The following is a 26,431-nucleotide window of genomic DNA, read 5'->3' as shown; positions in this document are numbered from 1 at the left end:
TTCGGCCAACACAGCCAGCCAATCGAATTCTGCGGAGTACCGGTTTCACGCCAAGCTGTGCAGGGCGGCCTCGCCATTCTGCAGGAAGCAGGCTTTGGTGAAGAGCGTGAGATCCACGGGATTGGGCAGTCGGACATCTGCGAGTGCCGGGAAAGGTCTCCCCGACGCCGGAAAGGAACGATCGACCTGCGAAAGCGCAACTATGATGCTCCCGGTCGCAAGCGCGAACGAGCGCAGGGCTTGCAACTGGGTTGCGAGATCGGAATGGACTCGCCGCTGATCCAATAGTTGCAGATAGTCGATGACGATCACCGTGCCGAAGTCCATGCCACCAGCCTGTTCGATGATATAGTCGGCACAGATGCCGTCGGATGTATCGACGGTCATTCGCTCGCGCACCTCTTTCCAGTCGGAGCCCACCGACAGCAGGCGAGAATGGACGACGTTCTCGCTGTCTTCGAGCGTGAAATGGAAGGCCGATCCGCCGGCCTTCACGGCTTCGACGGCGCACCCGAGTCCGAGCAGCGTCTTGCCCTGACCAGGCCGTGCGGCGACCAGGACAAAAACGCCCGGTTCCAGCTTTCCAAAAACGCTGCTGGAGGGCGGCGAGACGGAACCAGCCGCCATCAAATGGCTCCAGGCCCTGAAGCCCTCGGTCTGCGCCACGATGTCCAACGCCTTGTGGAGCGGCAGTTTCGATTTTCGGGCAAGCAGTTTCGCCTGGTGTTTCAGCTTGAATACTGGCGTGGATATTTTCATTGAGAACCTCCTCTTCGGAGCAATATTCGCAATTCCCACCTTATGCGTATGCTCGAACCAAGGGGTTCGAAAAAGGAGAATACCCCGCATGATGCTTCCCTGTCAGTGGGAGGAGGCACGGGCCATGCCTTTCCATCATTCTAGCACGGATTGTGGTGTGAGTGCACCCGGAATTACGGTGACGCAGCGCTTTATTTCAAGCCCAGAATTACGGGGATTGCGATCACATCGCACGAGTCGATGTGAGCAAGTGCGGAGCAAGCGAAGCCACTAGTAAGGCGGACGGTTTTTTGTATAGGCAATGTCATGGGACCACGCATTCTTTGGGCAAATCTTTATTGTCTGCTTGACCGCAGTAGTGGCGCCTCGATGTCTGTGAGGGAACAACCGTTAGCCTTGGCTCAGCAAGGCTTTGACATCCGCATTCTCGGCGCAACGGTCTTTGACGTTGCGGAAGGCGCGGAAATATTCGGAGGAACTTGGGACAAGATCCGTGAGCATCAGGGCAAGCGGGTTCAAATCAAAGATGGCCCGCTCACACATGATCTGCTGGTTACCGGTTCAACCCAGCGCGGCGAGCTGCTGGCGAGAGAAGAATTCGCCTGGTATCAGTCCTATCGCGAGGCGATAAGGACCTTCAAGCCCGACATAGTTTATTATTACGGGGGTCTGCCATTCGACTTCCTGATAGCCGACGAGGCCCGTCATGCTGGAGCCAAGGTCGCTTTTTATCTGGGCAATGGTAACTATCGCGCCGCGCGTTGGCATCGGGACATAGACCTGATCATGACCGACACACAGGCCACCGCCGAACTTTATGCCGGACGGCTCGGAATCAATGTCAAGCCTGTGGGCAAGTTCATTGACAGGAGAATGGTTGTGGCATCCGAGCATGATCGACGGCACGTCCTCTTTGTTAATCCGTCATATGCCAAAGGCGGCGCCTTGGTGGCGCGGTTGGCGATCCTCATGGAGAAGCGCCGACCGGACATCATCTTTGAAGTGGTTCAGTCACGCGGAGGCTGGGACGAAGTCAAGGACCATGCCTTTCGGTCCCACGGCGAAGAGCGACGGGGGCTTGGCAACGTGATAGTTACCCCCCTTTCCGCTGACATGCGCCCCATCTATGGGCGCGCGCGCCTTCTTCTTGTGCCCAGCCTGTGGTGGGAAAGTGGTGGCCGCGTTATCGTCGAAGCGCTGATGAATGGAATTCCGGCGATGATAACAAACAAGGGTGGCGCTCCCGAAGTCCAGAGCGGTGCAGGCCCTCAAATCTGCCTGCATGAGTCCTTGTACGAACCACCCTATACGCGTCTGCCTGCCGACGAAGCGCTATTGGCTCTGGTTGAAGAAATCGAGCGAATCTTCGACGACGAGAACGCGTACCAGGCGATGTCGCGGCAGGCGCTCCACGTGGCCGAAGTGAAACACAATCTGCAAAGAAATGCTGAAAATCTGGCTGCCACTCTTCGCGCATTGGTCGGGTGAAATATTTGAGCCTGGCCATCTCAGGAATTATCAGTGCACCTTGTCCCACGCGACAACAAATCAGTCCACTTTCACCGTAATCGTACGAAAATGCAAAGCGGAAGATGCCAAGCGATTTTGTACCTTCTCCCGTGAGGGAGAAGGATACGAAATCTTGCCGCCGTAGCCTTGGCGAAGGCGGCTAGATGTAGTTGGATGAGGGTGTTCGGGTGGCGGGCTGCTGTGCCACTGAGGTCCGGTACACCCTCACCCAGCTTCGACTAGGCAGCAAGCTGCCAAGTCTGCGCAACCCTCTCCCTTGAGGGAGAGGGGATTGGTGCAACTGTCATCGAGTTTTAGTTAGCGGCCATGAAGGCTACAGTCTCAAAAACATCCTGACACGTTTTCCAGTGTCCAATGAAAGGGCGTGGTTCTTAAACCTCTCGCAATTTCCGCCTTCGACATACATGCAATCGTAATATTGGCAAAAAAGCACTATGTATCGGCTATCTGGATCGGAATATTCTTCCCAAAAAATGCGAGCCTGCTTGAATCGGTCCAAAGAATTCTCGTATCGGCCTTCAGCGTTCATAACCATTGCGTCGAAGGCCACTATAAAATCAAAATGTTTGTCGTGAACGCCGAGCACTTTATCTAGATACTGACGAGAGTGTGGGACATCATTATTTTGAAGGTATTTGAGCGACTTCAAAAGTCTGTAAGCTGAAATGATTCTGAACATTTGTCAGCACCCACTCCAATGTCGGTTTACCAAATCTACAAACCCCTTTTTCGTTCGTCACCGCCACCCAACTACTTCCTATACAACGCATCCATCCGCTCCAGATACCGCTCCCGGATCACATGCCGCCTGATCTTCATGCTCGGGGTCAGTTCCTCATTCTCGATCGCAAAGGGCTCGTCGGCGAATTCGAAGCGGCGGACTTTCTCGATCACCGACAGGCCGGCGTTGACCCGGTCGATGGCTTCGCGGACGGCGGCGCGGAAGGCGGGGTTGGCCTGCAGTTCGATGAAGTCGTACGGCATGTCCTGTTCGCGCGACCATTCCAGCGCCCATTCCGGGTCGGGGACGATCAGGCCGACCATATAGGGCTTGCGGTCGCCGGTGATCATCGCCTGCAGGATCTCCGGCTGCAGCGTCAGCATGCCCTCGACCTTTTGCGGCGCGACATTGTCGCCCTTGTCGTTGACGATCAGGTCCTTCTTGCGGTCGGTGATCGCGACCCGGCCGGCCTCGTCGATATGGCCGATGTCGCCGGTGTGCAGCCAGCCGTCCCTGAGCACCTTGTCGGTCTCTGCCTGGTTGCGCCAGTAGCCGTGCATGACCAGCTCGCCGCGGACCAGGATCTCGCCGTCCTCGGCGATCTTGACTTCGGTGTCGATCATCGGCGGGCCGACCGTGTCCATCTTGAGGCCGCTGCGCGGGCGGTTGCAGGCGATGATCGGGCCGGATTCGGTCTGGCCATAGCCCTGCAGCAGGGTCAGGCCGAGCGACTGGAAGAAGGTGCCGATTTCCGGATTGAGCGGGGCGCCGCCGGAGACCATCGCCTTGATCCGGCCGCCAAAGCGCTGCTGCACCTTGGGGCGCAGGGTGCGGTCGAGGAACAGGTCCATCAGCTTGTCGCGCTTGCGGGCCTTGCCCTCGGCCTCGCGCTCGCCGATCGCCAGCGCCTTGCCGAGCAGATAATTGGGCATCTTGCCCTGTTTTTCTACGGTCTTGATCAGGCGCGCGCGCAGCACCTCGAACAGGCGCGGGACGACGACCATGATGGTCGGGCGGACCTCCTCGATATTTGAGGCGAGCTTTTCCAGCCCTTCGGAATAATAGATCTGCGCGCCGAGGCCGATCGGGAAGAACTGGCCGGCGCTATGCTCGTAGGCGTGGCTCAAGGGCAGGAAGGAGAGGAAGACTTCCTCGTCCCAGCCGAAATCGGTCTCGATCACCTCGGCTGGCCCCTTGGTATTGTGCAGGATCGCGCCGTGGTGCTGCATGACGCCGCGCGGCTTGCCGCCGGTGCCGCTGGTGTAGATGATGCAGGCGGTCTCGTCGCGGGAGATGGTGGCGACCTGTTCGGTCACCTCCGCGACATCGGCGTCGCTGCCCTGCACCAGGTCGGCCCAGCGGTAGAGGTCGAAATCACCCGACTGGCCGATGCGCAGGTCGGCGATGCCGATGATGATATTGGCATCGGACGAGCCGATCACCGAGGGCAGCAGATTCTTGGCCAGCTTGCTGTCGGAGACGATCACCGCATGGGCGCCGCTGTTGTCGAGAATATGCTGGTGATCGGCCGGGGTGTTGGTGGTGTAGGTCGGCACGGTGATGCAGCCGGCGGCCATGATGCCGAGATCGGCGATGCACCATTCGGGGCGATTCTCCGACACCAGCATCACCCGGTCGCCCTTTTTCAACCCGATGCGCTGGAGCGACTTGGCCAGCGCCGCGACCTGCCGCGCCGCCTCGGCCCAGCTGGTCGGCTGCCACGCGCCATCGATCTTGGCGTGCAGGAACGGCTTGTCGCCGCCCTGGCGGGCGCGGTCGAAGAACATGGAAACCAGATTGGGATACTGGTCGATTTCGAGATAACGGTTTCTTGCCTTTTTCGGGGCCACGCGGTGCTTCCTCTCTCATGCTCCGGATTTCCGCCGGGCTTGGATCATTGGCAGAGGGACTAGCGCGGATCGGTGGAGCGGGCAAATATTTTGGTGCGATTGCGGACGGGCGAGCGGGCATCGGGCGGCGGATCGGTGGCGGCGGGACTGCCAATGGACATCGCCGTGGGACCTGGTCTATAGCCTTGTCCCATATGAAGATATTCCCTCTGATCGCTGCCGCGGCAGCGCTGCTCACCGCTTCCTGTACCCAGGCGGGCCTGCCCGAACCGGCCCCTGTTGCCGCGCCGGAGACTCCCGTCGCACAGTCGGTGGAGCCGTTCGTGATCGCCGCCAATCCGCTCGCGGCCAGGGCGGGGCAGGAGGTGCTGGCGCGCGGCGGCAGCGCGATCGACGCGGCGATTGCGGTGCAGGCGATGCTGTCGCTGGTAGAGCCTCAGAGCTCGGGCGTCGGCGGCGGAGCGTTCCTGAACTATTATGACGGAAAGACCGGCAAGCTGACCATCTATGACGGGCGGGAGACCGCGCCGGCGCAGGCCAGTCCGACGATGTTCCTTGGGCCCGACGGCAAGCCGCTCGGCTATCGCGACGCGGTGGTCAGCGGCCGGGCGACCGGCGTGCCGGGCGCGGTGGCGATGCTGGCGCTGGTGCACGAGGAACATGGCGCGCTCGACTGGAGCAGCCTGTTCGGGGCGGCGGAGCGGACCGCGGAAGAGGGCTTCGTGATCAGCCCGCGGCTCGGGCGCTTTCTGACGATGGGCTTTCCACAGCTGGAGACCCCGGATGCGGCCGCTTATTTTGGCGGCTCCGATGGCAAGCGACTGAGCACCGGCGACCGGTTGAAAAATCCGCAATATGCCGACTTCCTGCGGCGGCTGGCCGCCAGTGGGCCGGAGGCGCTTTATACCGGTTCGACGGCGGCGAAGATTGTCGCCCGGACCCGCTCGGCGCCGCTCGAGGGCTGGATGACCATGGCCGATCTCGCCGGCTACCAGCCGATCAAGCGCGAGGCTTTGTGCAATCCCTATCGCGCCTACAAGGTCTGTGTGCCGCCGCCGCCGTCGAGCGGCGTGGCGATGCTGCAGCTGCTGGCGATGCTGGAGAAGACCGATATCGCCGAACGCGGCCCCGGTGACCCGCAGGCCTGGTTCCTGTTCGCCGAGGCGAGCCGGCTGATGTACGCCGACCGCGACCAGTATGTTGCCGATCCGGCCTTTGCCCCGGTGCCGGTGCAGGGATTTCTGGATCCCGCCTATGTCGCTAAGCGGGCGGCGCTGATCGGTGATAAAGCTGCTGCTCCGCCAGAGGCCGGCACGCCGCCGGGCGCCGCACCCGCGGGAGCCGACCACACGATGGAGCCGGCTGGCACCTCGCATTTCATCGTCCGCGACGGGCAGGGAAATGTCGTGTCGATCACCACCACGGTCGAATCGATCTTCGGCACCGGTCGGATGGTCGACGGTTTCTTTCTGAACAACCAGCTGACCGATTTCTCGTTCAGCCCGGTCGACGCCCAAGGCCATCCTGCCGCCAATGCAGTGGCACCGGGCAAGCGACCGCGCTCGTCGATGACGCCGACGATATTGCTCGACAGCGACGGACAATTTGCCGGCGCGATCGGATCGGCGGGCGGCAACAGCATATTGGCCTATGTTGCCAAGTCGCTGGTCGGGGCAATCGACTGGAACCTGTCGATGCAGGAGGCGCTGGCGCTACCCAATCTGGTGGCGCGGGGCGCGGCGATCGGCGGGGAAGTGGACGAGTTCGCTCCCGGCGTCGTAGCCGGTCTGGCTGCGCGCGGGATGGATCTCAAGCCGGGGCAGGGCGAGGACAGCGGCGTCCATGCGGTGATGATCCGCGATGGCAGCGTGGATGGCGGTTTCGATCCGCGGCGCGAGGGCGTAGTTCTGGTCGGGACCGGCGACTAGACGGACGACGGCGCTAGGCGGTCCCCACGGCCTCGCCGATCGAGGAAAAGCCCTCGGCCTTGAGCAATTTTGCCAGCCGGCAGTTGAGCGTGGCGGCGATCGCCGGGCCTTCGTAGATCATCGCCGTATAGAGCTGGACCAGCGAGGCGCCGGCGCGGATCCGTTCGAGCGCATCTTCCGCGGTGGCGATGCCGCCCACCCCGATCAGCGGAATCTGGCCGCCGCTGGCCTTGCGGAAATCCTTCAGCCTTTGCAGCGCCAGATCCTTGAGCGGCGCGCCGGAGAGGCCGCCGGTTTCGGATTGGTTGCCGGATCGCAGGCCAGGCCGGGTGATGGTGGTGTTGGAGATGATCAGCGCGGCGATCTTCCGGTCCATCGCGACCTCGACAATATCGTCGATATCCGCAGGCTCGAGATCGGGGGCGACTTTCAGAAACACAGGGGTTTTCGACTGGCCCATGGCATCGATCACCGCCGCGAGCAGCTCCGCCAGCGCGCCCTTGTCCTGCAGCGCGCGCAGGCCGGGCGTGTTGGGGGAGCTGATGTTGACCGTCAGATAGTCGGCCAGCGGCGCCATGTTTTTCGCGCCGGTGACATAGTCGGCGATCCGGTCGTCGCTGTCCTTGTTGGCACCGATATTGATGCCGAGCACGCCCTTGCCCATGCGGCTGCGCATGCGCTTGAGACGGGGAAGTGCCTCCTGCTGGCCGCGGTTGTTGAAGCCGAGCCGGTTGATCACCGCCTTGTCCTCGACCAGCCGGAAGATGCGCGGCTTCGGATTGCCTGCCTGCGGTAGCGGCGTCAGCGTGCCGACCTCAGCAAAGCCGAATCCCATGCGGATCAGCGCGTCGGGCACCTCGCCATTCTTGTCGAAGCCGGGGGCCATGCCGACCGGGTTGGGAAAGGCGAGTGCGGCGACGCAGGTCGCCAGGACCGGATCACTTTTGGGCGCCGGACCCATCGGCAGGGTCTTCAGGCCGGCGATGGTCAGGCCGTGGGCGCGTTCCGCCTCGAACTGGAAGATGAAGGGTTTGGCGAGATTGTACAGCATGGCGGGGCTATGGCACTGGATGGAATGCTGAGCAATGCAAAACCCCTGTTTCCCCGCGCAGGCGGGGATCCATCTCCCGACCTGCGCTCGTGACGCGATGGCCGGAGATGGGCCCCTGCCTACGCAGGGGCACAAGGACTGGAAACGCCAAAATTATCTGCTACACGGTCACCAAATACGCAAAGGACCGAACATGATTGCCACGCCCCAATTTGATTTCCAGCTCGGCGAAATGGCCGACCAGATACGCGACACCACCCGGCGCTTTGCCGAGGAGAAGATCATGCCGCTGGCCCAGAAGATGGACCGGGAGGACTGGTTCCCGCGCGAATTGTGGACGCAGATGGGCGATCTCGGGTTGCACGGCATCACCGTCGACGAGGAAGATGGCGGGCTGGGTCTCGGCTATCTGGAGCATGCGATTGCGGTCGAGGAAGTCAGCCGCGGCAGCGCCGCGCTGGGGCTGAGCTATGGCGCGCACAGCAACCTGTGCGTCAACCAGATCCGCCGCTGGGCTTCCGACGAGCAGAAAGCCAAATATCTGCCGAAGCTGATCTCCGGCGAACATGTCGGGGCGCTGGCAATGTCGGAGGCCGGTGCCGGGTCCGACGTGGTGTCGATGAAGCTGAAGGCCGAGGCGGTGCAGGGCGGCTATGTGCTCAACGGCACCAAATTCTGGATCACCAATTCGACCGATGCCGACACGCTGGTGGTCTATGCCAAGACCCGCCCGGATGCGGGTTCGGGCGGCATCACCGCCTTCCTGATCGAAAGGGGCATGAACGGCTTTTCGATCGGCCAGAAGATCGAGAAGGTCGGCATGAAGGGCAGCCCGACTGCGGAACTGGTGTTCGATGACTGCGAAGTGCCGGAGGAAAATGTCATGGGGCCGCTGAACGGCGGCGTCGGCGTGCTGATGAGCGGGCTGGATTACGAGCGCGCCGTGCTCGCCGCGATCCCGCTGGGGCTTATGCAGGCCTGCCTCGACACGGTCATCCCCTATGTCCGCGAGCGCAAGCAATTCGGCAAGCCGATCGGGACCTTCCAGCTGATGCAGGGCAAGATCGCCGACATGTATGTCCGGCTGAACAGCGCGCGCAGCTATGTCTATAATGTCAACAAGGCCTGCGATGCCGGCCAGACTACGCGCTTCGACGCGGCCGGCGCGGTGATGCTGGCGAGCGAGAACAGCGTACGGGTGGCCGAGGAATCGATCCAGGCGCTGGGCGGCGCGGGTTACACCACCGACTGGCCGGTCGAGCGCTACTGGCGGGACAGCAAGCTGCTCGATATCGGCGCGGGAACCAACGAGATCCGCCGGATGCTGATCGGGCGGGAACTGATCGGGGGGGATAGATGAGCGAACCCGGAGAAGATAAGGCCGAAAAGAAAAACCATTCCAAACCCACCGTTCGGGCTCGTGCCAAAGCAATCAAACCCTTTGTCTGCAAGAACTTGATTGCCGTGATTGAGGATCCTTCGGATATTAAGAACATCGGCACTGTCATTCGGAATGTCAACGCGCTCGGTGTCGAGAAGGTCTATATCGTCGATCCTCGAAAGGCGTTGCCTGATGATTGGCAGGATATGCGAGAGAAAAAATCACTGTCCAAAACGTCGGTTTCGGCGGTGAAATGGAGCTTTGTGAAGCGGTTTGACAACACCGAAGACTGTCTCGACCATTTGGAGCGGAAAAACTTTCACTCGATCGTTACCTCTCCTCACGTGAAGGGCATGACCAATGTCTATCTGCATGAAGGAGAGTTCACCGAACACGCTAAGCTTGCAGTCTGGTTTGGGAATGAAAAACGCGGTATAAGCGACATGGCAGTCCAGAGAAGTGACATGTGCGTGGCGATACCGATGTTCGGCATGATCGAAAGTCTCAACCTTGGCACATCGTCGGGCATCGTCCTTTACGAGATCACCACACAACGGCGAGAATATCAGAGTAAATACAGAAAAAGGGACAAGCGGGGAAAGCGTTCCAACCCCCTTCCCACGGTTTTAGCCCAAGAAGAAAGCTGAGAGAATTCTCGCTAATATCAGACCCGTAAGCTCTCCCACGGCCCGGTGATCGCATAGGTGAAGCCCGGTTCCTGGACGTTGACGAACAGCGTCTTGCCGTCGGGCGAGAAGCAGGCGCCGCAGAATTCGGCTTCATCCTTGTGGGCGTTTCTGGCGAAATCGTAGATTTTGCCGTTGGGGGTCAGGCCGCGCAGATAGTTGCTGCCGCGTCCGTCCTCGCACAGGATCAGGTCGCCCCAGGGTGCCAGCGTCATATTGTCGCACAGGTCGAGCGTGTCGGCGCTTGGGGATTCATAGAGCAGGGTGAGCGTCCCGGTTTCGCCCGGCGTGTAGCGCCAGACCTGGCCGGTCTGGCTGGTACCGCCCTGGGTGCAGGTGAAGAAAACTTCCCCCTCGGTGCTGCCCGGGCGCAGGCCATAGTCCATGCCTTCGCCGCGGCAGAAATAGGCGGCGCCCGCCGCATGGCCGCGCGCGGCGAGATCGCCATCGGGTGATTCGACGTCATCGAGATCGATCCAGTCGATTTCAAACTGCTGGCCCGGTTTGATGCGTCCCGCCCCGCCGCCGCCCCAGTCCTGCGGCCAGTTGTTGGTGACCGCCGATTTCCAGCCGCGGATCGCCAGCGCCTGCAACTGGCCGCCTTCTGCCAGACGGCCTTTCACCTTGGGGATGAAGCGATAGAACAGCCCGCTGCGGGCATCCTCGGTCATGTAGACGATGCCGGTCTCCGGATCGACGGCGGCGGCCTCATGGGCAAAGCGGCCCATCGCCTTCAGCGGCACGGCGTCGATCAGGCCGGTGGCTGCGGCGGGTGTTTCGAACACGAAGCCGTGATATTTGCCGGCTTCCTTGCCGGCATCGAGCACTTCCTCCTCGCAGGTCAGCCAGCTGCCCCAGGGGGTTTTGCCGCCGGCGCAATTGGCGGCGGTGCCGGTCAGGACAAGATGATCGCTGACCATGCGCTTGGTCTTGAGGTCATAGACGACCCGGGTGACGCCGCCGAAAAAGGGCGAGCCATCGGCCTTGCGATCATAGAGCTGGCTGTCCGAGACCCGGCCGAGCAGTTCGTTGCCCTTGCCGAACGGGCTGCCGGTCGGCGTGTCCAGCCAGTTCTCGTGATTGCGCATCAATATGCATTTGTTGCGGTCTTCCGGATGCGCGAAACAGGCCATGCCGTCGGGACGGCCGGGGCGGAAAAAGCCGTCGGACATGGTGCCGCCGGTTTCGCTGACCAGGGTGTAGGAAAAGCCCTCCGGCAGATCGAGTCGCCCGGCGGGGTCGGGGTTCAGGGCAAAGCGCGGATTGGCGCTGTGCGCCCGGGCGCATCCGGCAAGGGAGAATGAGGCGTAAAACAGGCCGACGGCCTGGGCGGAGCGCATGAAATTTCTGCGGGACAAGGTCATGGTTCGAATTTCCTGTTGTCGGTCTGTGGTCCGGTGATAATGATCCCAGCGCCTAGCGGCGAAAGAAAACAGAATTATGACCTACACCCTGATCACCGCCAATCGCAACTACTCCAGCTGGTCGCTGCGCCCGTGGGTGCTGATGCGGGCGCTCGATATCCGCTTTGACGACGAGATCGTCTATTTCGAAGAGGATAATTACGAGCGGTTCCGGCAATTCGCGCCGAACGGGCAGGTGCCCTGCCTGAAGGACGGCGATCGCATGATCTGGGATTCGCTGGCGATTTGCGAGTATCTGGCGGAGCGGCATCCGGGCTGCTGGCCGGAGAAGGACGAGGCGCGGGCTTGGGCGCGCTGCGCAGCGGCGGAAATGCACGGCGGTTTTGCGCCGCTGCGCAATATCTGCCCGATGAATGTGGGGGTGCGGGCGACGCTGCACCGAATCGAGGCGCCACTGCAGCGCAATATCGACCGGATCGGCGAGCTGTTCGCCGAGGGGATCAAGCATTTTGGCGGACCGTGGCTGGCCGGTGAGCGGTTCACCATTGTGGACGCCTTTTATGCGCCGGTGGCCTTTCGGGTGCGCAGCTTTGGTCTCGATCTCGGCGAGGCGGGGCAGGCGTGGGTGGAGCGCGTGCTCGCCCATCCGGCGATGCTGGAATGGGAGCGGGAGGCGCTGGCCGAGCCGTATCGCGAGGTGGGGCATGAAGCGGAGATGGCCGAAGCGGCGACGGTGACGGCGGATCATCGGGCGGGTTAGTGCCCCCGCGCAGGCAGGGACCATCTTGGGACGGTGCCGCGTTCGGAATGGGTGGTTTGCCGTTTGGCGGGCGTTGGCACGCTAACGTTGCCTGCCTTCCAGTCCCCACAGTAGAGATGGGCCCCTGCCTGCGCAGGGGCACGGACGGGCGGGCCGTTGATGCGCTCCGGCGCAGGCCGGAGTCCAGACGATTGCTCGGGATCATTCTGGGCCCTGCCCTTCGGCAGGGAACAACGGTCGTGCTCCGCACTTGATGCGGAGCTCTGCGCCCCGGGAGGTGCCTCATGCCTCCAGGGCTCCGCATCAGGTGCGGAGCACAGGCGCAAGTCCGGAGCATGGGCCGCCAAACTTGACTGAAACCGGCCCTTGCGGCAAAGGCGCGTCTTTCTGATGTTGCGGCGCAGCATTTCTTAGCAGAAGGAGGCTGCCCATGGCCATTCACAGCGATTTTCAGCGCGACTGGCTGTCAAACCCCAAGACCGAGTTTCTGGCAGGGCTGGTCGTGGCGCTGGCGCTGATCCCGGAAGCGATCGGCTTTTCGATTATCGCCGGAGTTGATCCGCGGGTCGGGCTCTATGCCAGTTTCTCGATCGCGGTGATCATCTCGCTGGTCGGCGGCCGGCCGGGCATGATCAGCGCGGCCACGGCCGCCGTGGCCGTGCTGGTGGTACCGCTGGTGCGCGATTATGGCGTCGAATATCTGTTCGCCGCAACCATATTGATGGGCGTGTTCCAGGGGATCGCGGCGCTGCTGCGGCTCGACCTGCTGATGCGCTTTGTCTCGCGCTCGGTGATCACCGGCTTTGTCAATGCGCTGGCGATCCTGATCTTCATGGCGCAGATCCCGCAGATGACCGGCGCGGCCTTCACCGTCCAGACCTATGTCATGATCGCGGCCGGACTGGCGATCATCTACGGCCTGCCGCGGATCACCAAGCTGGTGCCGTCGCCGCTGGCGGCGATCATCGTGCTGGCCGGGATCAGCATGTATTTCCGCGCCGATGTGTTCACTGTGGGCGATATGGGCGAACTGCCCGACAGCCTGCCGTGGCTGCATATTCCGCAGGTGCCGATCAACTGGGAAACGCTGCGGATCATCGCGCCCTATTCGCTGGCGATGGCGGCGGTTGGCCTGCTCGAATCGCTGCTGACCGCGTCGATCGTCGACGACATGACCGAGACGCGCAGCGACAAGAAGCGCGAAACCTATGGCCAGGGCATTGCCAATTTCGTCACCGGCTGGATCGGCGGCATGGGCGGCTGCGCGATGATCGGGCAGTCGGTGATCAACATCAAGTCGGGCGGCCGGCGGCGGCTGTCGACCTTTGTTGCCGGGGTGATGCTGCTGATCCTGATCGTCGGGCTGGGCCAGTGGGTCGCGCAGATCCCGATGCCGGCGCTGGTCGCGGTGATGATCTTCGTCTCGGTCTCGACCTTCCGCTGGAAGAGCTTCACCGAGATCGCCCATCACCCCTGGCCGTCCAATGTCGTGATGATCGCCACCGTGGTGATGGTGGTGGCGACGCACGATCTGTCGATCGGCGTGCTGACCGGGGTGCTGCTGTCGGGCATATTCTTTGCCTGGAAGGTGCGGCAGCTGGTCACGGTGCAGGATTTTGTCGAGGTGACCACGCATCGCTATATATTCGGCGGGCAGATATTCTTCGGCTCGGTCGACATGCTCTACGAGGCGATGGAGTTCAACGAGGACGGCATCGACAGCGTGATCATCGACGTTCACAACGCCCATTTCTGGGATATCAGCGCCACCGGCATTCTCGACAAGATCGTCGAGCGGCTGAAGAACGAGGGCAAGGCGGTCGAGGTCATCGGCCTCAACCAGGCCAGCGCGACTTTGGTCGAGAAATATAGCGAGAATGAGAAGCCGTTCGAGAGCCTGGGGGTTGTCGGGCATTAGGCTTGGGCTGGGGTTGATTCGTGCCCCGGCGAAGGCCGGGGTCCATCTCCTGATATTGCCGCTATCGGGATGGTTGGTTTGCAGGCAGACTCGGATGCAGCGCTTGATATTCTCTTGCCCTCTAGACGAATGTGCAGAGATGGGCCCCGGCCTTCGCCGGGGCACGCGGGCGCGGCATTGCTGTGCTCCGGCGCAGGCCGGAGTCCAGCCGATCGTGCGGGATCATTCTGGGCCCTGCCCTCCGGCAGGGCACGGGTGCTGTCGGTGTAAGGCTTGTGCTCCGCACTTGATGCGGAGCCCTGCGGTCGCAACGTCTCCTTGAGCCTCCAGAGGTCCGCATCTAGTGCGGAGCACATTGTCCTGTTGACGCTTCCGCGGCTTTGCCGCACATTTGCTCCAAAGTTTAAAGGAGCCCCCATGATCAAGCTGCACCATCTCGGATTTTCCCGTTCGTCCCGCATCATCTGGCTGTGCGAGGAGGGCGGGATCGAGTACGAGATGGTCACCTATCACCGCGATCCCAAAACCCGGCGCTCTCCGCCGGAGCTGGCCGAGGCGCACCGGCTGGCCAAGGCACCGACGGTCGATGTGGACGGCGTGACCATGGTCGAATCTGGGGCGATCATCGAATATCTGATCGAGCGGCACAGCGATGGCGCGCTCGGCGTGGCGCCGGATCATCCGGAGCGGGCGAAATATCTCGAATGGCTGCATTTTGCCGAGGGCACGATGGGGATGAGCTTCATCATCACCGGCATCGCGCCGATGCTGGGCGGGTTGCCGGAGGTCATGGGCGGGTTCCTGAACGCGGAAGTCGACAAGCTGCTCGATCATCTGGAGATCGAGCTGGAGGGCAAGAATTTCCTCGTCGCGGGCAAGTTTACCGGCGCGGATATCAACCTGCATTATATGCTGGAGGGCCGCGCGGCGCTGGGGCAGCTCGACAGCCGCCCGAACTGCAAGCGCTATTTCGAGGCGCTGGTGGCGCGGCCCGGCTATCAGAAGACGGTCGAACTGGGCGGTCCGGTGTTGTTGGCGAAGCCAAGCTAGCGTCATTGCAAGCGCAGTGCGGCAATCCCGGGCTGCACGCACAGACGCTCTGGATTGCCGCGTCCCCCGGATCAAGTGCGGGGTCCTCGCAATGACGAATGCCTAATCCGTTAGAGCTGCGTCAACTCCGCGTGCAAACAGCGCGCCACCGTCTCCCGCATGACCAAAGAACAGCGAGGGTTCGATCAGTTCCAGTTCCATCAGGCGGAACCGGCCTGCGGCGTCGCGGAGCATGTCGATGCGGGCATAGAGCAGGGTGTCGGTGCCGAGGATTTGTTCTGCTGCCTCGCGCGCCACCACCGCCAGGTCCTGCGCGCCTTCGGGGCAGTCGGTGCCGCTTTCCGAGCCACCGAGAAATTCCTGGACGCGGAAATCGCCGTCGGCGGGGCGCTTGAGGATGGCGTGGCTGAAGGTGCCGGCGAAATAGAAGAGCGAATATTCGCCTTCCTGAGCGATCGCAGGCTGAAAGGGCTGGATCAGAATTTGCTTGCCGGCGATGGAGTCGGGCAGAGGGTCGCCGGGTCTTAGCCGATAGGTTCCGTCCGCTCCGCCGGAAATGGGTGGCTTGACCACCAGCTCATTGCTTCCAAATTTATCGGTGGCGCGGGCGATATCATCAGGCGTCAGGGCTGCGCTGATCACGGTCGGGACAATCGCTATTCCCGCTTGTTCCAGCTTCAGCAGATAGGATTTGTCGCTGTTCCAGCGCAGCACCGAAACCGGATTGGCCATATTGATCTGGTGTTGTTCCAGCTGGTCGAGCAGCGCAAACCAGCGCGGGCAGTCCCGCTGATAGCCCCAGACCAGCAGCGGCAGGACGAGGTCGAAGGAGGTAAGATCGCCGGGATCGGTCCAGTGACGGAAGGCGATGTCGTCGCCGAGCAGCCGCTGATAGGCGGCGCGGGCGGGGCCGAGATCCTCGAAATAGTCGGGGGCCGCCGTCAATATGCAGATTTTTGGCAAGTTGCTGGCTTAGCCGACGGCGTCGCGGACGACAGCGGTGCCGGCTTCGCGCTGCTGCCTGAGTTCCGCTTTCAGCCTTGCCGGATCGCGGGCAAAGACGAAGCCGAAGCTGACCCCGCCTTCCTTGCCAATGGTCGCGTGGTGCAGCTTGTGCGCCTGCACCAGCCGCTTGGCATAGCCGCCTCTGGGCACATATTTGAAATAGCGCTGGTGCACGAGGCCATCGTGGATCAATGTGTAGATGATGCCGTAGAACAGGATGCCGAGACCGACCCATGTGCCGGGTTCCCAGTAACTGGCGCCCATGATCAGCGGGCTGCCGATCGCGAACATCGAGATGCTCATCACCGCGCCGACGATGCCGTAGAGATCGTTTTTCTCGAGTGCTTTATTGTGCGGTTCGTGATGGTCGCGGTGCCAGCCCCAGCCGAATCCGTGCATGATATATTTGTGGCTCGCCCAGGCGACAAACTCCATCGCGATGACGGAAGCAAGGACGGTAGCAATGATGGCGAAAATGCTCATAGTGCGGAGATAGGCGTTATTGACAGGATTTAGAAGCCAGTTCTGACTTGCACCCGCAATTGATCTGTCTAAACGAAAGCCCATATTGGAAGTCAGGAGCTTATGAACCAACCGAAGACCCTCTATGAGAAAATCTGGGACGCCCACGTGGTGGACCAGCGGGATGACGGCACGGCGCTGATCTATATCGACCGGCATCTGGTGCACGAAGTAACCAGTCCACAGGCCTTCGAAGGGCTGCGCAAGGCGGGCCGAAAAGTGCGGCGACCGGATCTGACGCTGGCGGTGCCGGATCACAATCTGCCGACCACAGCCCGGCTGGATGCCGAGGGCAACAAGATCCCCATCGCCGACCCGGCCAGCGCCGCGCAGCTGGAGGCGCTGGAAGCCAATGCGCCGGCGTTCGGCATCAAATATATCGGTGCCAGCGACATCAACCAGGGCATTGTCCATGTCATCGGGCCGGAACAGGGCTTCACGCTGCCGGGCACCACCATGGTCTGCGGCGACAGCCACACCGCGGCGCACGGGGCGCTCGGCGCTCTCGCCTTCGGTATCGGCACCAGCGAGGTCGAGCATGTTCTGGCGACACAGACGCTGCAACTGACTCGCTCGAAATCGATGGAAATCCGGGTCGAGGGCCTGCTCGGCCCGGGGATCAGCCCGAAGGACCTGATCCTGCATATCATTGGCGTCATCGGCACCGCAGGCGGCACCGGCCACGTCATCGAATATCGCGGCGAAGTATTTGACCAGATGTCTATCGAGGGGCGGCTCACCGTCTCGAACATGTCGATCGAGGCAGGCGCGCGCGCCGGCCTGATCGCGCCTGACGAGAAGACCTATGCCTATCTGAAGGGCCGTCCGATGGCACCGAAAGGGGCGGACTGGGATGCCGCCGTGGCTTACTGGAAGACGCTGCCGACCGACGAGGGCGCGATCTTTGACAAGAGCGTCACCATCAACGCCGCCGAGGTCTCTCCGACGGTAAGCTGGGGCACCAGTCCGGAGGATGTGGTTGCCGTCACCGGCATGGTGCCGACACCGGAAAGTTTTGCCGATCCCTCCAAACAGAGCGCCGCGCGCAAGTCGCTGGACTATATGGGGCTTGAAGCAGGGCAGGCGTTGCGCGACGTCATGGTCGAAAATATCTTCATCGGCAGCTGCACCAACAGCCGGATCGAGGACCTGCGGGCAGCGGCCGGGATACTCGAAGGCCGAAAGAAGGCTGACAACGTCAAATGGGCGATCGTGGTGCCGGGGTCGGGACTGGTCAAGGCGCAGGCGGAGGCCGAAGGGCTGGACCGGATATTTACCGACGCCGGATTTGAATGGCGCGAGCCGGGCTGCTCCGCCTGTCTCGGCATGAATCCCGACAAGGTGCCGGCGGGCGAACGCTGCGCATCCACTTCCAATCGCAATTTCGTTGGTCGGCAGGGACCGGGTGCCAGAACGCACCTGATGTCCCCCGCCATGGCTGCGGCAGCGGCCGTGACCGGCAGGCTGACCGACGTGCGCGAACTGACAAGATGAGAGGTTGAAATGAGCGACGACACAAAGAACGATAAGGCAACCGCCCCCAAGCCGGGCAAGGACAAGGCCAAGGGCAGCGAGTCCGGCGCATGGTCGACCGGTGCCAAGGTCGGCGCAGCAATCGGTTCGGCTGCGGTGGCCGCTGCCTTGCTCTACGCCGGACGCCACCAGATGAAAAAACATGATGATTTCAAGCCGGCAAAGAACAAGCCAGTGACGAAATATGAAAATGAACCCGATTATGATAACGACTTCATCGATAGCGAGGAAGAATAAGGATGAAGCCCGTCAAGCGCGTTGAAGGCCGTGCCATTCCGTTCGGCCAGAAGAATGTCGATACCGATGTCATCATTTCGGCCAAATGGCTGAAGACCGTGTCGCGCGAAGGCCTGGGCGAGGGGGCCTTCGAGTCGATCCGGGCGCAGGAAGGCAATATTTTCGACGACCCGGAATATGCCGGTGCTTCGATCCTGATCGCCGGAGACAATTTTGGCTGCGGATCCAGCCGGGAGCATGCGGCCTGGGCGCTGGATGACATGGGTATCAAGGCGGTGATCGCGCCGAGCTTTTCCGACATTTTCTCTGGCAATGCCTTCAAGAATGGCCTGCTGGCCATTGCCCTGCCTCAGGATGCAATCGACCGGCTGATGGAGGTCGCCAAGACCGATCCGGTCACCGTCGACATGGAGAGCATGAGCGTCACCACGCCGTTTCAGGATCGCTTTCCTTTTGAAATGGATCCGTTCCGGCACCAGTGCCTGATCGAGGGGCTTGACGAAATTGACCTGACATTGGCCAAGGCCGATGCCATAACGCGGCACGAAACGAACCGTGATTCTGCCCAGCCTTGGCTCACGCCGGCTGCGGCCTAGAATCCAGAAAATTCCAGGGAAGGGAATGATATGAAGGCCTTGATGTCAACCAAAGTGGGCGGACCGGATACACTGGAGATGCTCGATGTCGCCGATCCTGTAGCCGGCAAGGGGCAGGTGCTGATCGACGTCAAGGCCTGCTCGATCAACTATCCCGACGTGCTGATCATCCAGGACATGTACCAGTTCAAGCCGCAGCGGCCGTTTGCGCCGGGTGGCGAGGTTTCCGGCGTGATTGCAGCGGTCGGCGAAGGCGTCGACGATCTCAAGGTCGGGGACCGCGTTGCTTCGACCACCGGCCATGGCGGCCTCGTCGAGAAAGTCGCGGTTGACCGGAACAGCGTGTTCAAGATTCCTGACAGCGTCAGCTTCGAGGATGCGTCGGCGCTGCTGCTGACCTATGGCACCTCGATCCATGCGCTGGTCGATCGCGGCCATATCAAGGAGGGCGAGACCCTGCTCGTGCTCGGTGCTTCGGGCGGCGTCGGGATTGCTGCCGTGGAACTGGGCAAGGCCTTTGGCGCGCGCGTGGTTGCGGCAGTGTCCTCCGAGGAAAAGGCCGAGTTCGCCAGGCAGGCGGGTGCCGACGAAACCGTGGTCTACGGCCGTGCGCCGTTCGACAAGGATCAGTCGAAGGCGCTGGCTGCGCAGTTCAAGGCGGCCGTGGGGCCGAATGGCGCGGACGTCATCTATGATGCGGTCGGCGGCGATTATAGCGAACCGGCCGTGCGCTCGATTGCCTGGGAAGGCCGCTTTCTGGTGGTCGGATTCCCGGCGGGTATCGCGAAGCTGCCGCTGAACCTGACCCTGCTCAAGTCGTGCGATGTTTGCGGCGTGTTCTGGGGTGCCTACGCAATGCGCGACCCGAAGGGCAACCGCGCCCACATCGACCGGCTGTTCAAGCTGTGGGATCAGGGACTGATCCAGCCCCGCGTTTCCGAGGTTTTCGCCTTCGCCGATGCCGGAAAGGCAATCCAGAAAATGGCAGACCGCGGCGCGATCGGCAAGCTGGTGGTGAAAGTCGCCGACTGATTGGCTCGCGGCACTTGCGGGAAGCGGTGCCGATGCCTATTTTGACATCAAACAAGATCAAGGGACGTTCATGACAAATTTTAAGGATCGCGAACAGGCGTTTGAAGCGAAGTTTGCGCGCGACGAAGAGATGGAGTTCCGGTTGACCGCACGGCGCAACCGCCTTCTCGGGCAGTGGGCGGCAGCGAAAATGGGGCTGACATCCGAGGAAACCGATGCCTATGCCAAGGAAGTCGTGGCGGCGGACTTCGAGGAAGCCGGCGACGAGGATGTCATCCGCAAGTTGCTGGGCGACCTGACCTCTGCCGGTGTCGAGATGGACGATTCTGCGATCCGCACCGCCCTGGCCGAAAAGATGATCGAAGCGCGGCGCCAGTTCATCGAGGAAGCCAGCTAAGCCATGCCAATGGCAAGCGCAGATATCGAGGCGATGATCCTGGCGGCCTTTCCCGATGCATCGGTTGAAATTACCGATCTGGCGGGCGATGGCGATCATTATGCGGCGAAGGTTACCTCCGCCGCATTCGCGGACATGAACCGGGTCAAGCAGCATCAGGCTGTCTATGCTGCGCTAAAGGGAAAAATGGGGGGCGAACTGCATGCGCTGCAACTCACCACCGCGGTTCCCGACTAGGAGAATGAATATGAGCGACGTAAACGAAAAAATCAAAACCGTGGTCAATGGCCATGACGTGGTATTGTTCATGAAGGGCACGCCGCTGTTTCCGCAGTGCGGTTTTTCCAGCCGTGCGGTAGCCATTCTGGAGCATCTCGGGGTTGCCTTTGGCTCATTCGATGTGTTGCAGGACATGGAAGTGCGCCAGGGCATCAAGGATTATTCCGACTGGCCCACCATCCCGCAGCTCTACGTCAAGGGCGAGTTTGTCGGCGGCAGCGACATCATGATGGAAATGTACGAAGCCGGCGAGCTGGGCGAGCTGATGGCCGAGAAAAAGGTCGCACCAGCCGAGAGCTGACTTGGCCTGCCGCGGCAGGGCAGCGTTTTGAACATAAAAAACGGCTCGGTCTAGGAGGACCGGGCCGTTTTTGTTTGGGTAAGTTTCGTAGAAACTTTTAATGAGAGGGGACAATAGAGACCAAAAAATTGTTCCCCTCATTGGTCACCTCCTGAAAGGAGGCTTTGGGTGTGAAAAGTAGACACAGCCAGCGTTGCACCACCCGTGCCAGTTTCGAAGAAGCCTGTCATTACAGCGGCTTGAATGGTTGACGCCATTTTAACGCCTGCAAAGCTGTAAGATATTTCGACAAAGCATGGTTTTCGACCAACACCCGCCATCCGTCCACCAACGCCTACCCTGTCAGAAATCCGTGTTTACATCCGTGGTCGAATAAACTACACATGTAGTCATCAGCGATTCTCGAGGAGGTACAGCCACATGACTGAACGGATCAGCGACGCCGAACATGCGGTCATGGAAGTGTTGTGGAAACGCGCCCCGTTGACCGCGACGGAAGTGGCGGAGCAAGTCTCCGACGAAAAGGACTGGTCGCTGCAGACCGTCAAGACGCTGCTGTCGCGACTGGCGGCAAAAGCGGTGATCGGCACCGAGCGCGATGGCCGTCGCTTCCTCTATTCTCCGCTGGTGGAACGCGATGCGTATCTGACCGGCGTGTCACGCAATTTCGTGGACCGGCTTTTCGGGGGAAAAGTCATGCCATTGGTTGCTCATCTGGCCGAGGCGGATGAACTGAGCGCCGAGGATATCCGCGAAATCGAGGAGCTTTTGAGGGAGTTGAAAAAATGAGCGGCGAACTGAACCAATGGATATTGGATACGATGTTGTCGACGACGCTGCTGATGCTGCTGGTGCTGGCCATCCGCAAGCCGGTCGGTCATTTCTTCGGGGCACGCATAGCTTATCTCTTGTGGATATTGCCCCTTGCCCGCGTGTTCATGCCGACGCTGACGCTGGAGGCCCCTGCCGAGATCGAGCCGATGATGGCTTTTGCGCCGGCCGCTACCGGCTCCGAAATGGTCACCGCCGTTCCTGCGCAGGCTGCAACCTTCGGCGCCCTGGCCTCGCTCGACTGGATGATGATCGCCACCATCCTGTGGCTTGGTGGCGCGGCCCTGCTGTTTATCAGCAAGCTGGCTGCGTATTTCCAGTTTCGCGAAGATATCGTCGCCGACGGTCAGCTGATCGGTCGCCACGGCAATATCAAGATCCTCGAAACGGCGGCGGTGGGTGGTCCGCTTGCGTTCGGCCTGTTCGAGAAATATATCGCGGTCCCGACCAATTTCTTTCGCGATTATGCGCCGCGCGAGCGGGAGCTGGCGCTGGAACATGAAATTGCCCACCATGAATCCGGCGATCTGGCGGCAAATTTTGTCGGCCTGACGATATTGTCGCTGCACTGGTTCAACCCGGTTGCATGGTTTGCCTGGGTTGCCTTTCGGCAGGATCAGGAGACGGCGTGCGATGCGCGCGTGCTGGCGCGGAGCGGCCGCGACGTTCGGGCCGTCTATGGCCGGACCATCGCCAAATCCGCGTCCGGGCACCGGCTGGGCCTGGCCAGTCCGCTGAACCAGAAGGACAAGATCAAGGGGCGGCTGAGGATGCTGGGGCAGTCCGAAAAATCGACCTTCCGCCGGCGACTGGGCGCAGGCCTGGTGGCGGCCGGTACCGTTGCGGCCCTTCCGCTGACCGCGACCGTCACTTATGCCGAAGCCGTCGATCCTGGTGATATTGCGGTTCCCGAAGCGCCGCTGGCGCCTGAAGCACCAATGGCACCGCTCGCCCCTCTTGCTCCGGCAGCGCCCGCCGTCGATGGCGATATCACCCGGATCACGATGCTCAACGGACGCAAAAATTACGATCCCGCCACCGACCATGTTCGCACGATCCGGCACAATGGCAGAACCATCGTCCTGCGCACGGACAAGCTGCTGAGCGAAAAGGAAGTTCGCCAACTCGTCGCGGAAGCCGAAAAGTCGCGTCGGGAAGCGGACAAGGCGCTCCGGGAGGGCGCGTGGGACCAGACCGAGATGCGCAGGGAAAAGGCAGAAATCGATCGGGAGATGGCCCAGGCGCAAAGGGAAATCGAACAGGAGATGCGGGAGGCCGAACAGGAAATGCGCGAAGCCGAACAGGAAGTCCGCGAGGCGATGCAGGAAGCACGAAACGAACGCCGCGAGGCTGAACGGGAAGCCCGCGCAGCGCAGCGCGAAGCCGAGCAGGACGCCCGCGAAGCACAACGCGAGGCCCGCCAGGCGCAACGCGACATACGCGAGGCACAGCGGGAGGCGAGCAGAAACAGCAGCTTCGCCACCCGCCTGTCGTCGATTTCCTTCAGCACCAGCCACAAGACCAGTGGCACCGACTGCACCGCCATGAACAAGCAGATCGCCATGGCCGGAAAGAATGGGCTGACCGGACAAGCCTGGGCCGTTGTTGCAGGATGTGGCGGCTTCGAAGTCAAGCTCGACAAGGCGGCACTGCTCGATGTGGCGCTGGAAGGCCTGCTGAAGGAACGGGCCGCCGTGGCAAAATGCAAGGACAGCAAGTCGGAGCGCGCCAGAAAGCTGAAGATTCTGGACCAGCAAATTGAAAATATCCGCGCGCAGCACGTGATGACCTGAAGCCAGCAACAGCCACCCGCCGCGGCTGCGGGATGGCCGGTTGCGCCCAGCGCCCTTTTTCATGGTTGTTTTATGGGCGGGATATGCCACATCATAGCCATGGACTTTGACCCCTCGAAATATCCCACCGGTCTGTGCGAACAGATGGAACCGCTGGTCGCCCGCGTCCTCGCGGGCAATCCCAGCCCCTATACCTATACCGGGACGCAGACCTATATCGTGGGGAGTGGCTTGGACCGGGCAGTGATTGATCCGGGCCCGGCGATCGAGGCGCATATCGACGCGATACTGGCGGCGGTCGGTGATGCGCGGATCCGCGCGATCATGTGCACCCATACGCACCGGGATCACAGCCCGGCGGCAGCGCCGCTCGCCGCGCGCACGGGCGCGCCGATCATCGGCTGCGCGCCGCTCGTCCTCGAAGCGGACGGGCCGCGGGCCGACGAGAGTTTCGACAGGGACTACAAGCCCGACCGGGTGCTGACCGACGGCGAAACGGTGGCAGGCGACGGCTGGACGATCGAGGCGGTGGCGACGCCTGGCCATACGTCCAATCATCTCTGCCTGGCCGTTTGGGAATCCGGGGCGCTGTTCACCGGCGACCATGTCATGGCCTGGTCGACCAGCGTCATCGTGCCGCCGGACGGCAATATGGCCGACTATATGGCGAGCCTGCAGAAGCTCTACGAACGCGAAGACAAGGTCTATTATCCGGCGCACGGCAAGAAGGTGACCAATCCGCGACAGCTGGTTCGCGGCATGATGGGTCACCGCAAGCAGCGCGAACGGCAGATCCTGAAGCTGCTGGATGGCGGCCCGGCGGCGATCGTCGACATGGTGCCGCAAATGTACAAGGGGCTCGATCCCCGGCTGACGGGTGCGGCGGGCCAGTCGGTGCGGGCGCATTTGATCGATCTGCTGGAACGCGGGATCGTCGCGCGCTCGGGAGACGTGTGGAGCATGGCGGCATGAATCGCCGCCTGTCGTGGCGCGTCTGGCTGCCCTTTGCCATCATCGGCGGCTTTCTGATCCTGACCATCGCGCTGGCTTGGATGCTGTTTGTCCGGGTCGAAAGCAGCGTCAGCCCCGATCCGGTCTCGATCGCCAATGCCAGCCTGAGCAACATGCAGGAGCAGAACCGGCTCACGGTGTTTTCCGCCAGCTATAATGCCACGGTCACCACCACCCTGACCAAGCTTGGCCTGTCGGCGCGAAAGACGCTGATCATGCCGGGGTCGGTGCGCTACGAACTGGACCTGGCGAAGCTGGAAGCGGACAATGTGCGCTGGAATGCTGACGACAACACGCTCTACGTCGAGATCCCCGCGATCGAGATTGCACGACCCGAGGTCCAGATCGACCGGATACAGACCTATGACGACGGCGGGTTGCTGATGGCACTGACCGATGCGGAAAATGTTATCGACCAGGCCAATCGCAAAAAGGGTGTCGAGGAGCTGGCCCGTCAGGCGCAAAATCCGGTGCAACTCCGGCTCGCCCGCGAGGCCGCCCGTCGGGCCGTGCGACACAATTTTGCCGTGCCGCTGCAGGCGGCGGGGGTGGAGGCGAAAATCGATGCCTTCTTTCCCTATGAACGCAGCCGCTACAGCGAGCGGTGGGATTACTCCCGGCCGATACGGGCTGTGCTGGCAGAACAACAGAAAGAACGGGAAGGGGCGCAATGACATTGTCCATCAAGATGACGGCAGCGTTGCTGCTGGCCGGTGTGACCCTGACCGGGTGTGAGCGCAGTCCGCAACCCGAGCCCGTGTCCGAAACCGCAAGCTTCGCCCTGCCGGAGGCGATCAGCAATAATGCGGTGGCGGTTGCCGATGGCCCGGAAGGCCCGACGCTTTACAGTTTCAATGGACTGAAGGCCGGCAAGGGCTGGAAGGATACCAGCAGCGCTGCCTTCGCCTGCGTCATTGCAACGGAATCCTGCAAGATCATCGCCTCGGTCCCGGTTCCGGAAGGGCGGCTGGCAAGTGCAGCGGTGACCGTGGCAGGAAAAATCTATATTTTTGGCGGCTATACGGTCGCTGCCAATGGCGACGAGCTGTCCACGCCCGAGGTTTTTGCGTTTGATCCGGCGACCGGACGCTACGAGCAAAAGGCCGATATGCCGACCCCGGTCGATGACATGGTGGTGGTCCCCTACCAGAACCGATTCATCTATCTGGTTTCCGGTTGGCATGACGAAGGCAATGTCAGCGTCGTCCAGATGTTCGACACGCAGACCGGTGCCTGGACCGAGGCGACTCCATTTCCCGGCACGCCCGTGTTCGGGCATGCCGGCGGCATATCCGGCAACAGCATCATCGTCACCGACGGCGTGGCGAGCGTGTTTGCCGACGGCAAGCGCAAATTCGTCGCGGCGAAGCTGAGCTGGCGGGGCGATATCGATCCGCAGAATCCCACCCAGATCAGCTGGCGCGGCGTCGACGCCCATCCGGGTCCAGCGAAATACCGGATGGCGGCGGCTGGCGACGAAGCGGGGCAGCGGGTGATCTTTGCTGGCGGCGGCGACAATCCCTATAATTACGATGGCATTGGTTATGACGGGGTGCCGGCGAAGCCGTCGGGTGGCTTTTTTGCCTATGACCTGAAAAGTGACAGCTGGCAGGAACTGGGGCGGCTGGCCGAGCCGAGCATGGATCACCGGGGCCTCGCACAAGCCGGGCAGGACTATTACATATTGGGCGGCATGGATGCCGAGCAGAAAGTGACCGACCGGATCGTCAGGTTTCGGATCCGCAATTGATTTCCATTGGGTGATAAGTTGCCCTAAACTTACCGGGAATCAGAAACTCCGTTTGCCCTGAGCCAGTGGAAGGGCTGCCACAGCCTGCTTTGAGGGGCTCGGCGCGAACGACAAAAGAATGGGAATAGTATAATGGACGCACGTGG

General features: G+C 61.6%; 25 protein-coding genes. 19 read left to right on the top strand and 6 right to left on the bottom strand.

What is annotated here, in order from left to right:
* Positions 1–45 precede the first annotated feature (45 nt).
* On the bottom strand, positions 46–849 hold the full coding sequence (locus tag V7650_RS16655; protein ID WP_335657340.1) for a DNA helicase: 804 nt from the start codon (positions 847–849) through the stop codon (positions 46–48).
* A 306-nt stretch (positions 850–1,155) separates the two neighbouring features.
* On the opposite strand from V7650_RS16655, the gene V7650_RS16650 reads away from it, so the two are divergent.
* A complete protein-coding gene (locus V7650_RS16650) occupies positions 1,156–2,247 on the top strand; it encodes a glycosyltransferase (RefSeq protein ID WP_335657339.1) in 1,092 nt (363 codons plus the stop codon).
* 792 nt (positions 2,248–3,039) lie between these two features.
* Here the strand turns inward: V7650_RS16650 and V7650_RS16645 are convergent.
* A complete protein-coding gene (locus V7650_RS16645) occupies positions 3,040–4,797 on the bottom strand; it encodes an AMP-dependent synthetase/ligase (protein WP_335657370.1) in 1,758 nt (585 codons plus the stop codon).
* Between the two features lie 110 nt (positions 4,798–4,907).
* On the opposite strand from V7650_RS16645, the gene V7650_RS16640 reads away from it, so the two are divergent.
* Complete coding sequence (locus V7650_RS16640) at positions 4,908–6,788, top strand: gamma-glutamyltransferase family protein (protein ID WP_335657338.1); 1,881 nt, start codon at positions 4,908–4,910, stop codon at positions 6,786–6,788.
* Positions 6,789–6,801: 13 nt separating this feature from the next.
* Here V7650_RS16640 and V7650_RS16635 read toward each other — a convergent pair whose 3' ends face one another.
* Positions 6,802–7,839: a quinone-dependent dihydroorotate dehydrogenase gene (locus V7650_RS16635; protein ID WP_335657337.1), complete on the bottom strand. Its 1,038-nt coding sequence runs from the start codon at positions 7,837–7,839 to the stop codon at positions 6,802–6,804.
* A 193-nt stretch (positions 7,840–8,032) separates the two neighbouring features.
* Between V7650_RS16635 and V7650_RS16630 the strand changes: the two genes are divergently transcribed.
* The gene (locus V7650_RS16630; RefSeq protein WP_335657336.1) at positions 8,033–9,199 is read left to right on the top strand and encodes an isovaleryl-CoA dehydrogenase; all 1,167 of its coding nucleotides are present in this window, start codon (positions 8,033–8,035) and stop codon (positions 9,197–9,199) included.
* The gene (locus tag V7650_RS16625) at positions 9,196–9,867 is read left to right on the top strand and encodes a TrmH family RNA methyltransferase (protein ID WP_335657335.1); all 672 of its coding nucleotides are present in this window, start codon (positions 9,196–9,198) and stop codon (positions 9,865–9,867) included. The genes V7650_RS16630 and V7650_RS16625 overlap by 4 nt, the downstream gene beginning before the upstream one ends.
* Positions 9,868–9,884: 17 nt before the next feature.
* Here the strand turns inward: V7650_RS16625 and V7650_RS16620 are convergent, their stop codons facing one another.
* Positions 9,885–11,270, bottom strand: a complete 1,386-nt coding sequence (locus tag V7650_RS16620) for an alkaline phosphatase PhoX (RefSeq protein WP_335657334.1) — start codon at positions 11,268–11,270, stop codon at positions 9,885–9,887.
* Between the two features lie 76 nt (positions 11,271–11,346).
* On the opposite strand from V7650_RS16620, the gene V7650_RS16615 reads away from it, so the two are divergent.
* The 3 genes from V7650_RS16615 to V7650_RS16605 all read left to right on the top strand — a co-directional run bounded on the left by V7650_RS16615 (position 11,347) and on the right by V7650_RS16605 (position 14,998).
* Positions 11,347–12,030 (top strand): glutathione S-transferase family protein, encoded by a 684-nt coding sequence (locus tag V7650_RS16615; protein ID WP_335657333.1) that lies wholly within the window; start codon positions 11,347–11,349, stop codon positions 12,028–12,030.
* A gap of 430 nt (positions 12,031–12,460) precedes the next feature.
* Positions 12,461–13,948, top strand: a complete 1,488-nt coding sequence (locus V7650_RS16610; RefSeq protein WP_335657332.1) for a SulP family inorganic anion transporter — start codon at positions 12,461–12,463, stop codon at positions 13,946–13,948.
* 417 nt (positions 13,949–14,365) lie between these two features.
* Positions 14,366–14,998, top strand: a complete 633-nt coding sequence (locus V7650_RS16605; protein ID WP_335657331.1) for a glutathione S-transferase family protein — start codon at positions 14,366–14,368, stop codon at positions 14,996–14,998.
* Positions 14,999–15,100: 102 nt separating this feature from the next.
* Here V7650_RS16605 and V7650_RS16600 read toward each other — a convergent pair whose 3' ends face one another.
* Together V7650_RS16600 and V7650_RS16595 are read right to left on the bottom strand one after the other, a co-directional pair.
* The gene (locus V7650_RS16600) at positions 15,101–15,961 is read right to left on the bottom strand and encodes an ATP-grasp domain-containing protein (protein ID WP_335657330.1); all 861 of its coding nucleotides are present in this window, start codon (positions 15,959–15,961) and stop codon (positions 15,101–15,103) included.
* Positions 15,962–15,970: 9 nt separating this feature from the next.
* The gene (locus V7650_RS16595) at positions 15,971–16,486 is read right to left on the bottom strand and encodes a sterol desaturase family protein (protein ID WP_335657329.1); all 516 of its coding nucleotides are present in this window, start codon (positions 16,484–16,486) and stop codon (positions 15,971–15,973) included.
* Positions 16,487–16,588: 102 nt separating this feature from the next.
* Here V7650_RS16595 and leuC point away from each other — a divergent pair, with 102 nt between their 5' ends.
* The 12 genes from leuC to V7650_RS16535 all read left to right on the top strand — a co-directional run bounded on the left by leuC (position 16,589) and on the right by V7650_RS16535 (position 26,285).
* Positions 16,589–18,019, top strand: a complete 1,431-nt coding sequence (gene leuC / locus V7650_RS16590; protein WP_335657328.1) for a 3-isopropylmalate dehydratase large subunit — start codon at positions 16,589–16,591, stop codon at positions 18,017–18,019.
* Positions 18,020–18,028: 9 nt separating this feature from the next.
* A complete protein-coding gene (locus tag V7650_RS16585) occupies positions 18,029–18,295 on the top strand; it encodes a hypothetical protein (RefSeq protein WP_335657327.1) in 267 nt (88 codons plus the stop codon).
* 2 nt (positions 18,296–18,297) lie between these two features.
* The gene (gene leuD, locus V7650_RS16580) at positions 18,298–18,891 is read left to right on the top strand and encodes a 3-isopropylmalate dehydratase small subunit (protein WP_335657326.1); all 594 of its coding nucleotides are present in this window, start codon (positions 18,298–18,300) and stop codon (positions 18,889–18,891) included.
* 30 nt (positions 18,892–18,921) lie between these two features.
* On the top strand, positions 18,922–19,923 hold the full coding sequence (locus V7650_RS16575) for an NADPH:quinone oxidoreductase family protein (RefSeq protein WP_335657325.1): 1,002 nt from the start codon (positions 18,922–18,924) through the stop codon (positions 19,921–19,923).
* A gap of 70 nt (positions 19,924–19,993) precedes the next feature.
* Complete coding sequence (locus V7650_RS16570; protein WP_335657324.1) at positions 19,994–20,320, top strand: DUF1476 domain-containing protein; 327 nt, start codon at positions 19,994–19,996, stop codon at positions 20,318–20,320.
* 3 nt (positions 20,321–20,323) lie between these two features.
* On the top strand, positions 20,324–20,557 hold the full coding sequence (locus V7650_RS16565; RefSeq protein ID WP_335657323.1) for a BolA family transcriptional regulator: 234 nt from the start codon (positions 20,324–20,326) through the stop codon (positions 20,555–20,557).
* 10 nt (positions 20,558–20,567) lie between these two features.
* Entirely contained in the window at positions 20,568–20,900 is a 333-nt protein-coding gene (gene grxD / locus V7650_RS16560; RefSeq protein WP_335657322.1) for a Grx4 family monothiol glutaredoxin, read from the top strand.
* Positions 20,901–21,320: 420 nt separating this feature from the next.
* Positions 21,321–21,689, top strand: coding sequence for a BlaI/MecI/CopY family transcriptional regulator (locus tag V7650_RS16555; RefSeq protein ID WP_335657321.1), 369 nt, complete (start codon positions 21,321–21,323; stop codon positions 21,687–21,689).
* Positions 21,686–23,524 (top strand): M56 family metallopeptidase, encoded by a 1,839-nt coding sequence (locus tag V7650_RS16550; RefSeq protein WP_335657320.1) that lies wholly within the window; start codon positions 21,686–21,688, stop codon positions 23,522–23,524. The genes V7650_RS16555 and V7650_RS16550 overlap by 4 nt, the downstream gene beginning before the upstream one ends.
* 99 nt (positions 23,525–23,623) lie before the next feature.
* Positions 23,624–24,496, top strand: coding sequence for an MBL fold metallo-hydrolase (locus V7650_RS16545; protein WP_335657319.1), 873 nt, complete (start codon positions 23,624–23,626; stop codon positions 24,494–24,496).
* Positions 24,493–25,209, top strand: a complete 717-nt coding sequence (locus tag V7650_RS16540; protein WP_335657318.1) for a DUF4230 domain-containing protein — start codon at positions 24,493–24,495, stop codon at positions 25,207–25,209. The genes V7650_RS16545 and V7650_RS16540 overlap by 4 nt, the downstream gene beginning before the upstream one ends.
* Positions 25,206–26,285 carry a Kelch repeat-containing protein gene (locus V7650_RS16535; RefSeq protein WP_335657317.1) on the top strand — a complete coding sequence of 360 codons (1,080 nt, stop codon included), beginning with the start codon at positions 25,206–25,208 and terminating at the stop codon, positions 26,283–26,285. Before V7650_RS16540 ends, V7650_RS16535 begins: the two co-directional genes overlap by 4 nt.
* Positions 26,286–26,431: the final 146 nt, after the last annotated feature.

It is taken from the genome of Parasphingorhabdus sp., from assembly GCF_036964565.1.
In the GTDB taxonomy this organism is placed as follows: domain Bacteria; phylum Pseudomonadota; class Alphaproteobacteria; order Sphingomonadales; family Sphingomonadaceae; genus Parasphingorhabdus.
Note: the sequence above shows the minus strand (reverse complement) of the source record. Positions and strands in the feature narration are given on the sequence as shown.

Excerpts from the sequence above, each read along its gene's own strand:
- V7650_RS16655 (WP_335657340.1), bottom strand. The coding sequence starts at position 849 with ATGCGGGGTATTCTCCTTTTTCGAACCCCTTGGTTCGAGCATACGCAT.
- V7650_RS16645 (WP_335657370.1), bottom strand. The coding sequence starts at position 4,797 with ATGTTCTTCGACCGCGCCCGCCAGGGCGGCGACAAGCCGTTCCTGCAC.
- V7650_RS16635 (WP_335657337.1), bottom strand. The coding sequence starts at position 7,839 with ATGCTGTACAATCTCGCCAAACCCTTCATCTTCCAGTTCGAGGCGGAA.
- V7650_RS16630 (WP_335657336.1), top strand. The coding sequence starts at position 8,033 with ATGATTGCCACGCCCCAATTTGATTTCCAGCTCGGCGAAATGGCCGAC.
- V7650_RS16625 (WP_335657335.1), top strand. The coding sequence starts at position 9,196 with ATGAGCGAACCCGGAGAAGATAAGGCCGAAAAGAAAAACCATTCCAAA.
- V7650_RS16620 (WP_335657334.1), bottom strand. The coding sequence starts at position 11,270 with ATGACCTTGTCCCGCAGAAATTTCATGCGCTCCGCCCAGGCCGTCGGC.
- V7650_RS16615 (WP_335657333.1), top strand. The coding sequence starts at position 11,347 with ATGACCTACACCCTGATCACCGCCAATCGCAACTACTCCAGCTGGTCG.
- V7650_RS16610 (WP_335657332.1), top strand. The coding sequence starts at position 12,461 with ATGGCCATTCACAGCGATTTTCAGCGCGACTGGCTGTCAAACCCCAAG.
- V7650_RS16605 (WP_335657331.1), top strand. The coding sequence starts at position 14,366 with ATGATCAAGCTGCACCATCTCGGATTTTCCCGTTCGTCCCGCATCATC.
- V7650_RS16595 (WP_335657329.1), bottom strand. The coding sequence starts at position 16,486 with ATGAGCATTTTCGCCATCATTGCTACCGTCCTTGCTTCCGTCATCGCG.
- leuC (WP_335657328.1), top strand. The coding sequence starts at position 16,589 with ATGAACCAACCGAAGACCCTCTATGAGAAAATCTGGGACGCCCACGTG.
- V7650_RS16585 (WP_335657327.1), top strand. The coding sequence starts at position 18,029 with ATGAGCGACGACACAAAGAACGATAAGGCAACCGCCCCCAAGCCGGGC.
- leuD (WP_335657326.1), top strand. The coding sequence starts at position 18,298 with ATGAAGCCCGTCAAGCGCGTTGAAGGCCGTGCCATTCCGTTCGGCCAG.
- V7650_RS16575 (WP_335657325.1), top strand. The coding sequence starts at position 18,922 with ATGAAGGCCTTGATGTCAACCAAAGTGGGCGGACCGGATACACTGGAG.
- V7650_RS16570 (WP_335657324.1), top strand. The coding sequence starts at position 19,994 with ATGACAAATTTTAAGGATCGCGAACAGGCGTTTGAAGCGAAGTTTGCG.
- V7650_RS16565 (WP_335657323.1), top strand. The coding sequence starts at position 20,324 with ATGCCAATGGCAAGCGCAGATATCGAGGCGATGATCCTGGCGGCCTTT.
- grxD (WP_335657322.1), top strand. The coding sequence starts at position 20,568 with ATGAGCGACGTAAACGAAAAAATCAAAACCGTGGTCAATGGCCATGAC.
- V7650_RS16555 (WP_335657321.1), top strand. The coding sequence starts at position 21,321 with ATGACTGAACGGATCAGCGACGCCGAACATGCGGTCATGGAAGTGTTG.
- V7650_RS16550 (WP_335657320.1), top strand. The coding sequence starts at position 21,686 with ATGAGCGGCGAACTGAACCAATGGATATTGGATACGATGTTGTCGACG.
- V7650_RS16545 (WP_335657319.1), top strand. The coding sequence starts at position 23,624 with ATGGACTTTGACCCCTCGAAATATCCCACCGGTCTGTGCGAACAGATG.
- V7650_RS16540 (WP_335657318.1), top strand. The coding sequence starts at position 24,493 with ATGAATCGCCGCCTGTCGTGGCGCGTCTGGCTGCCCTTTGCCATCATC.
- V7650_RS16535 (WP_335657317.1), top strand. The coding sequence starts at position 25,206 with ATGACATTGTCCATCAAGATGACGGCAGCGTTGCTGCTGGCCGGTGTG.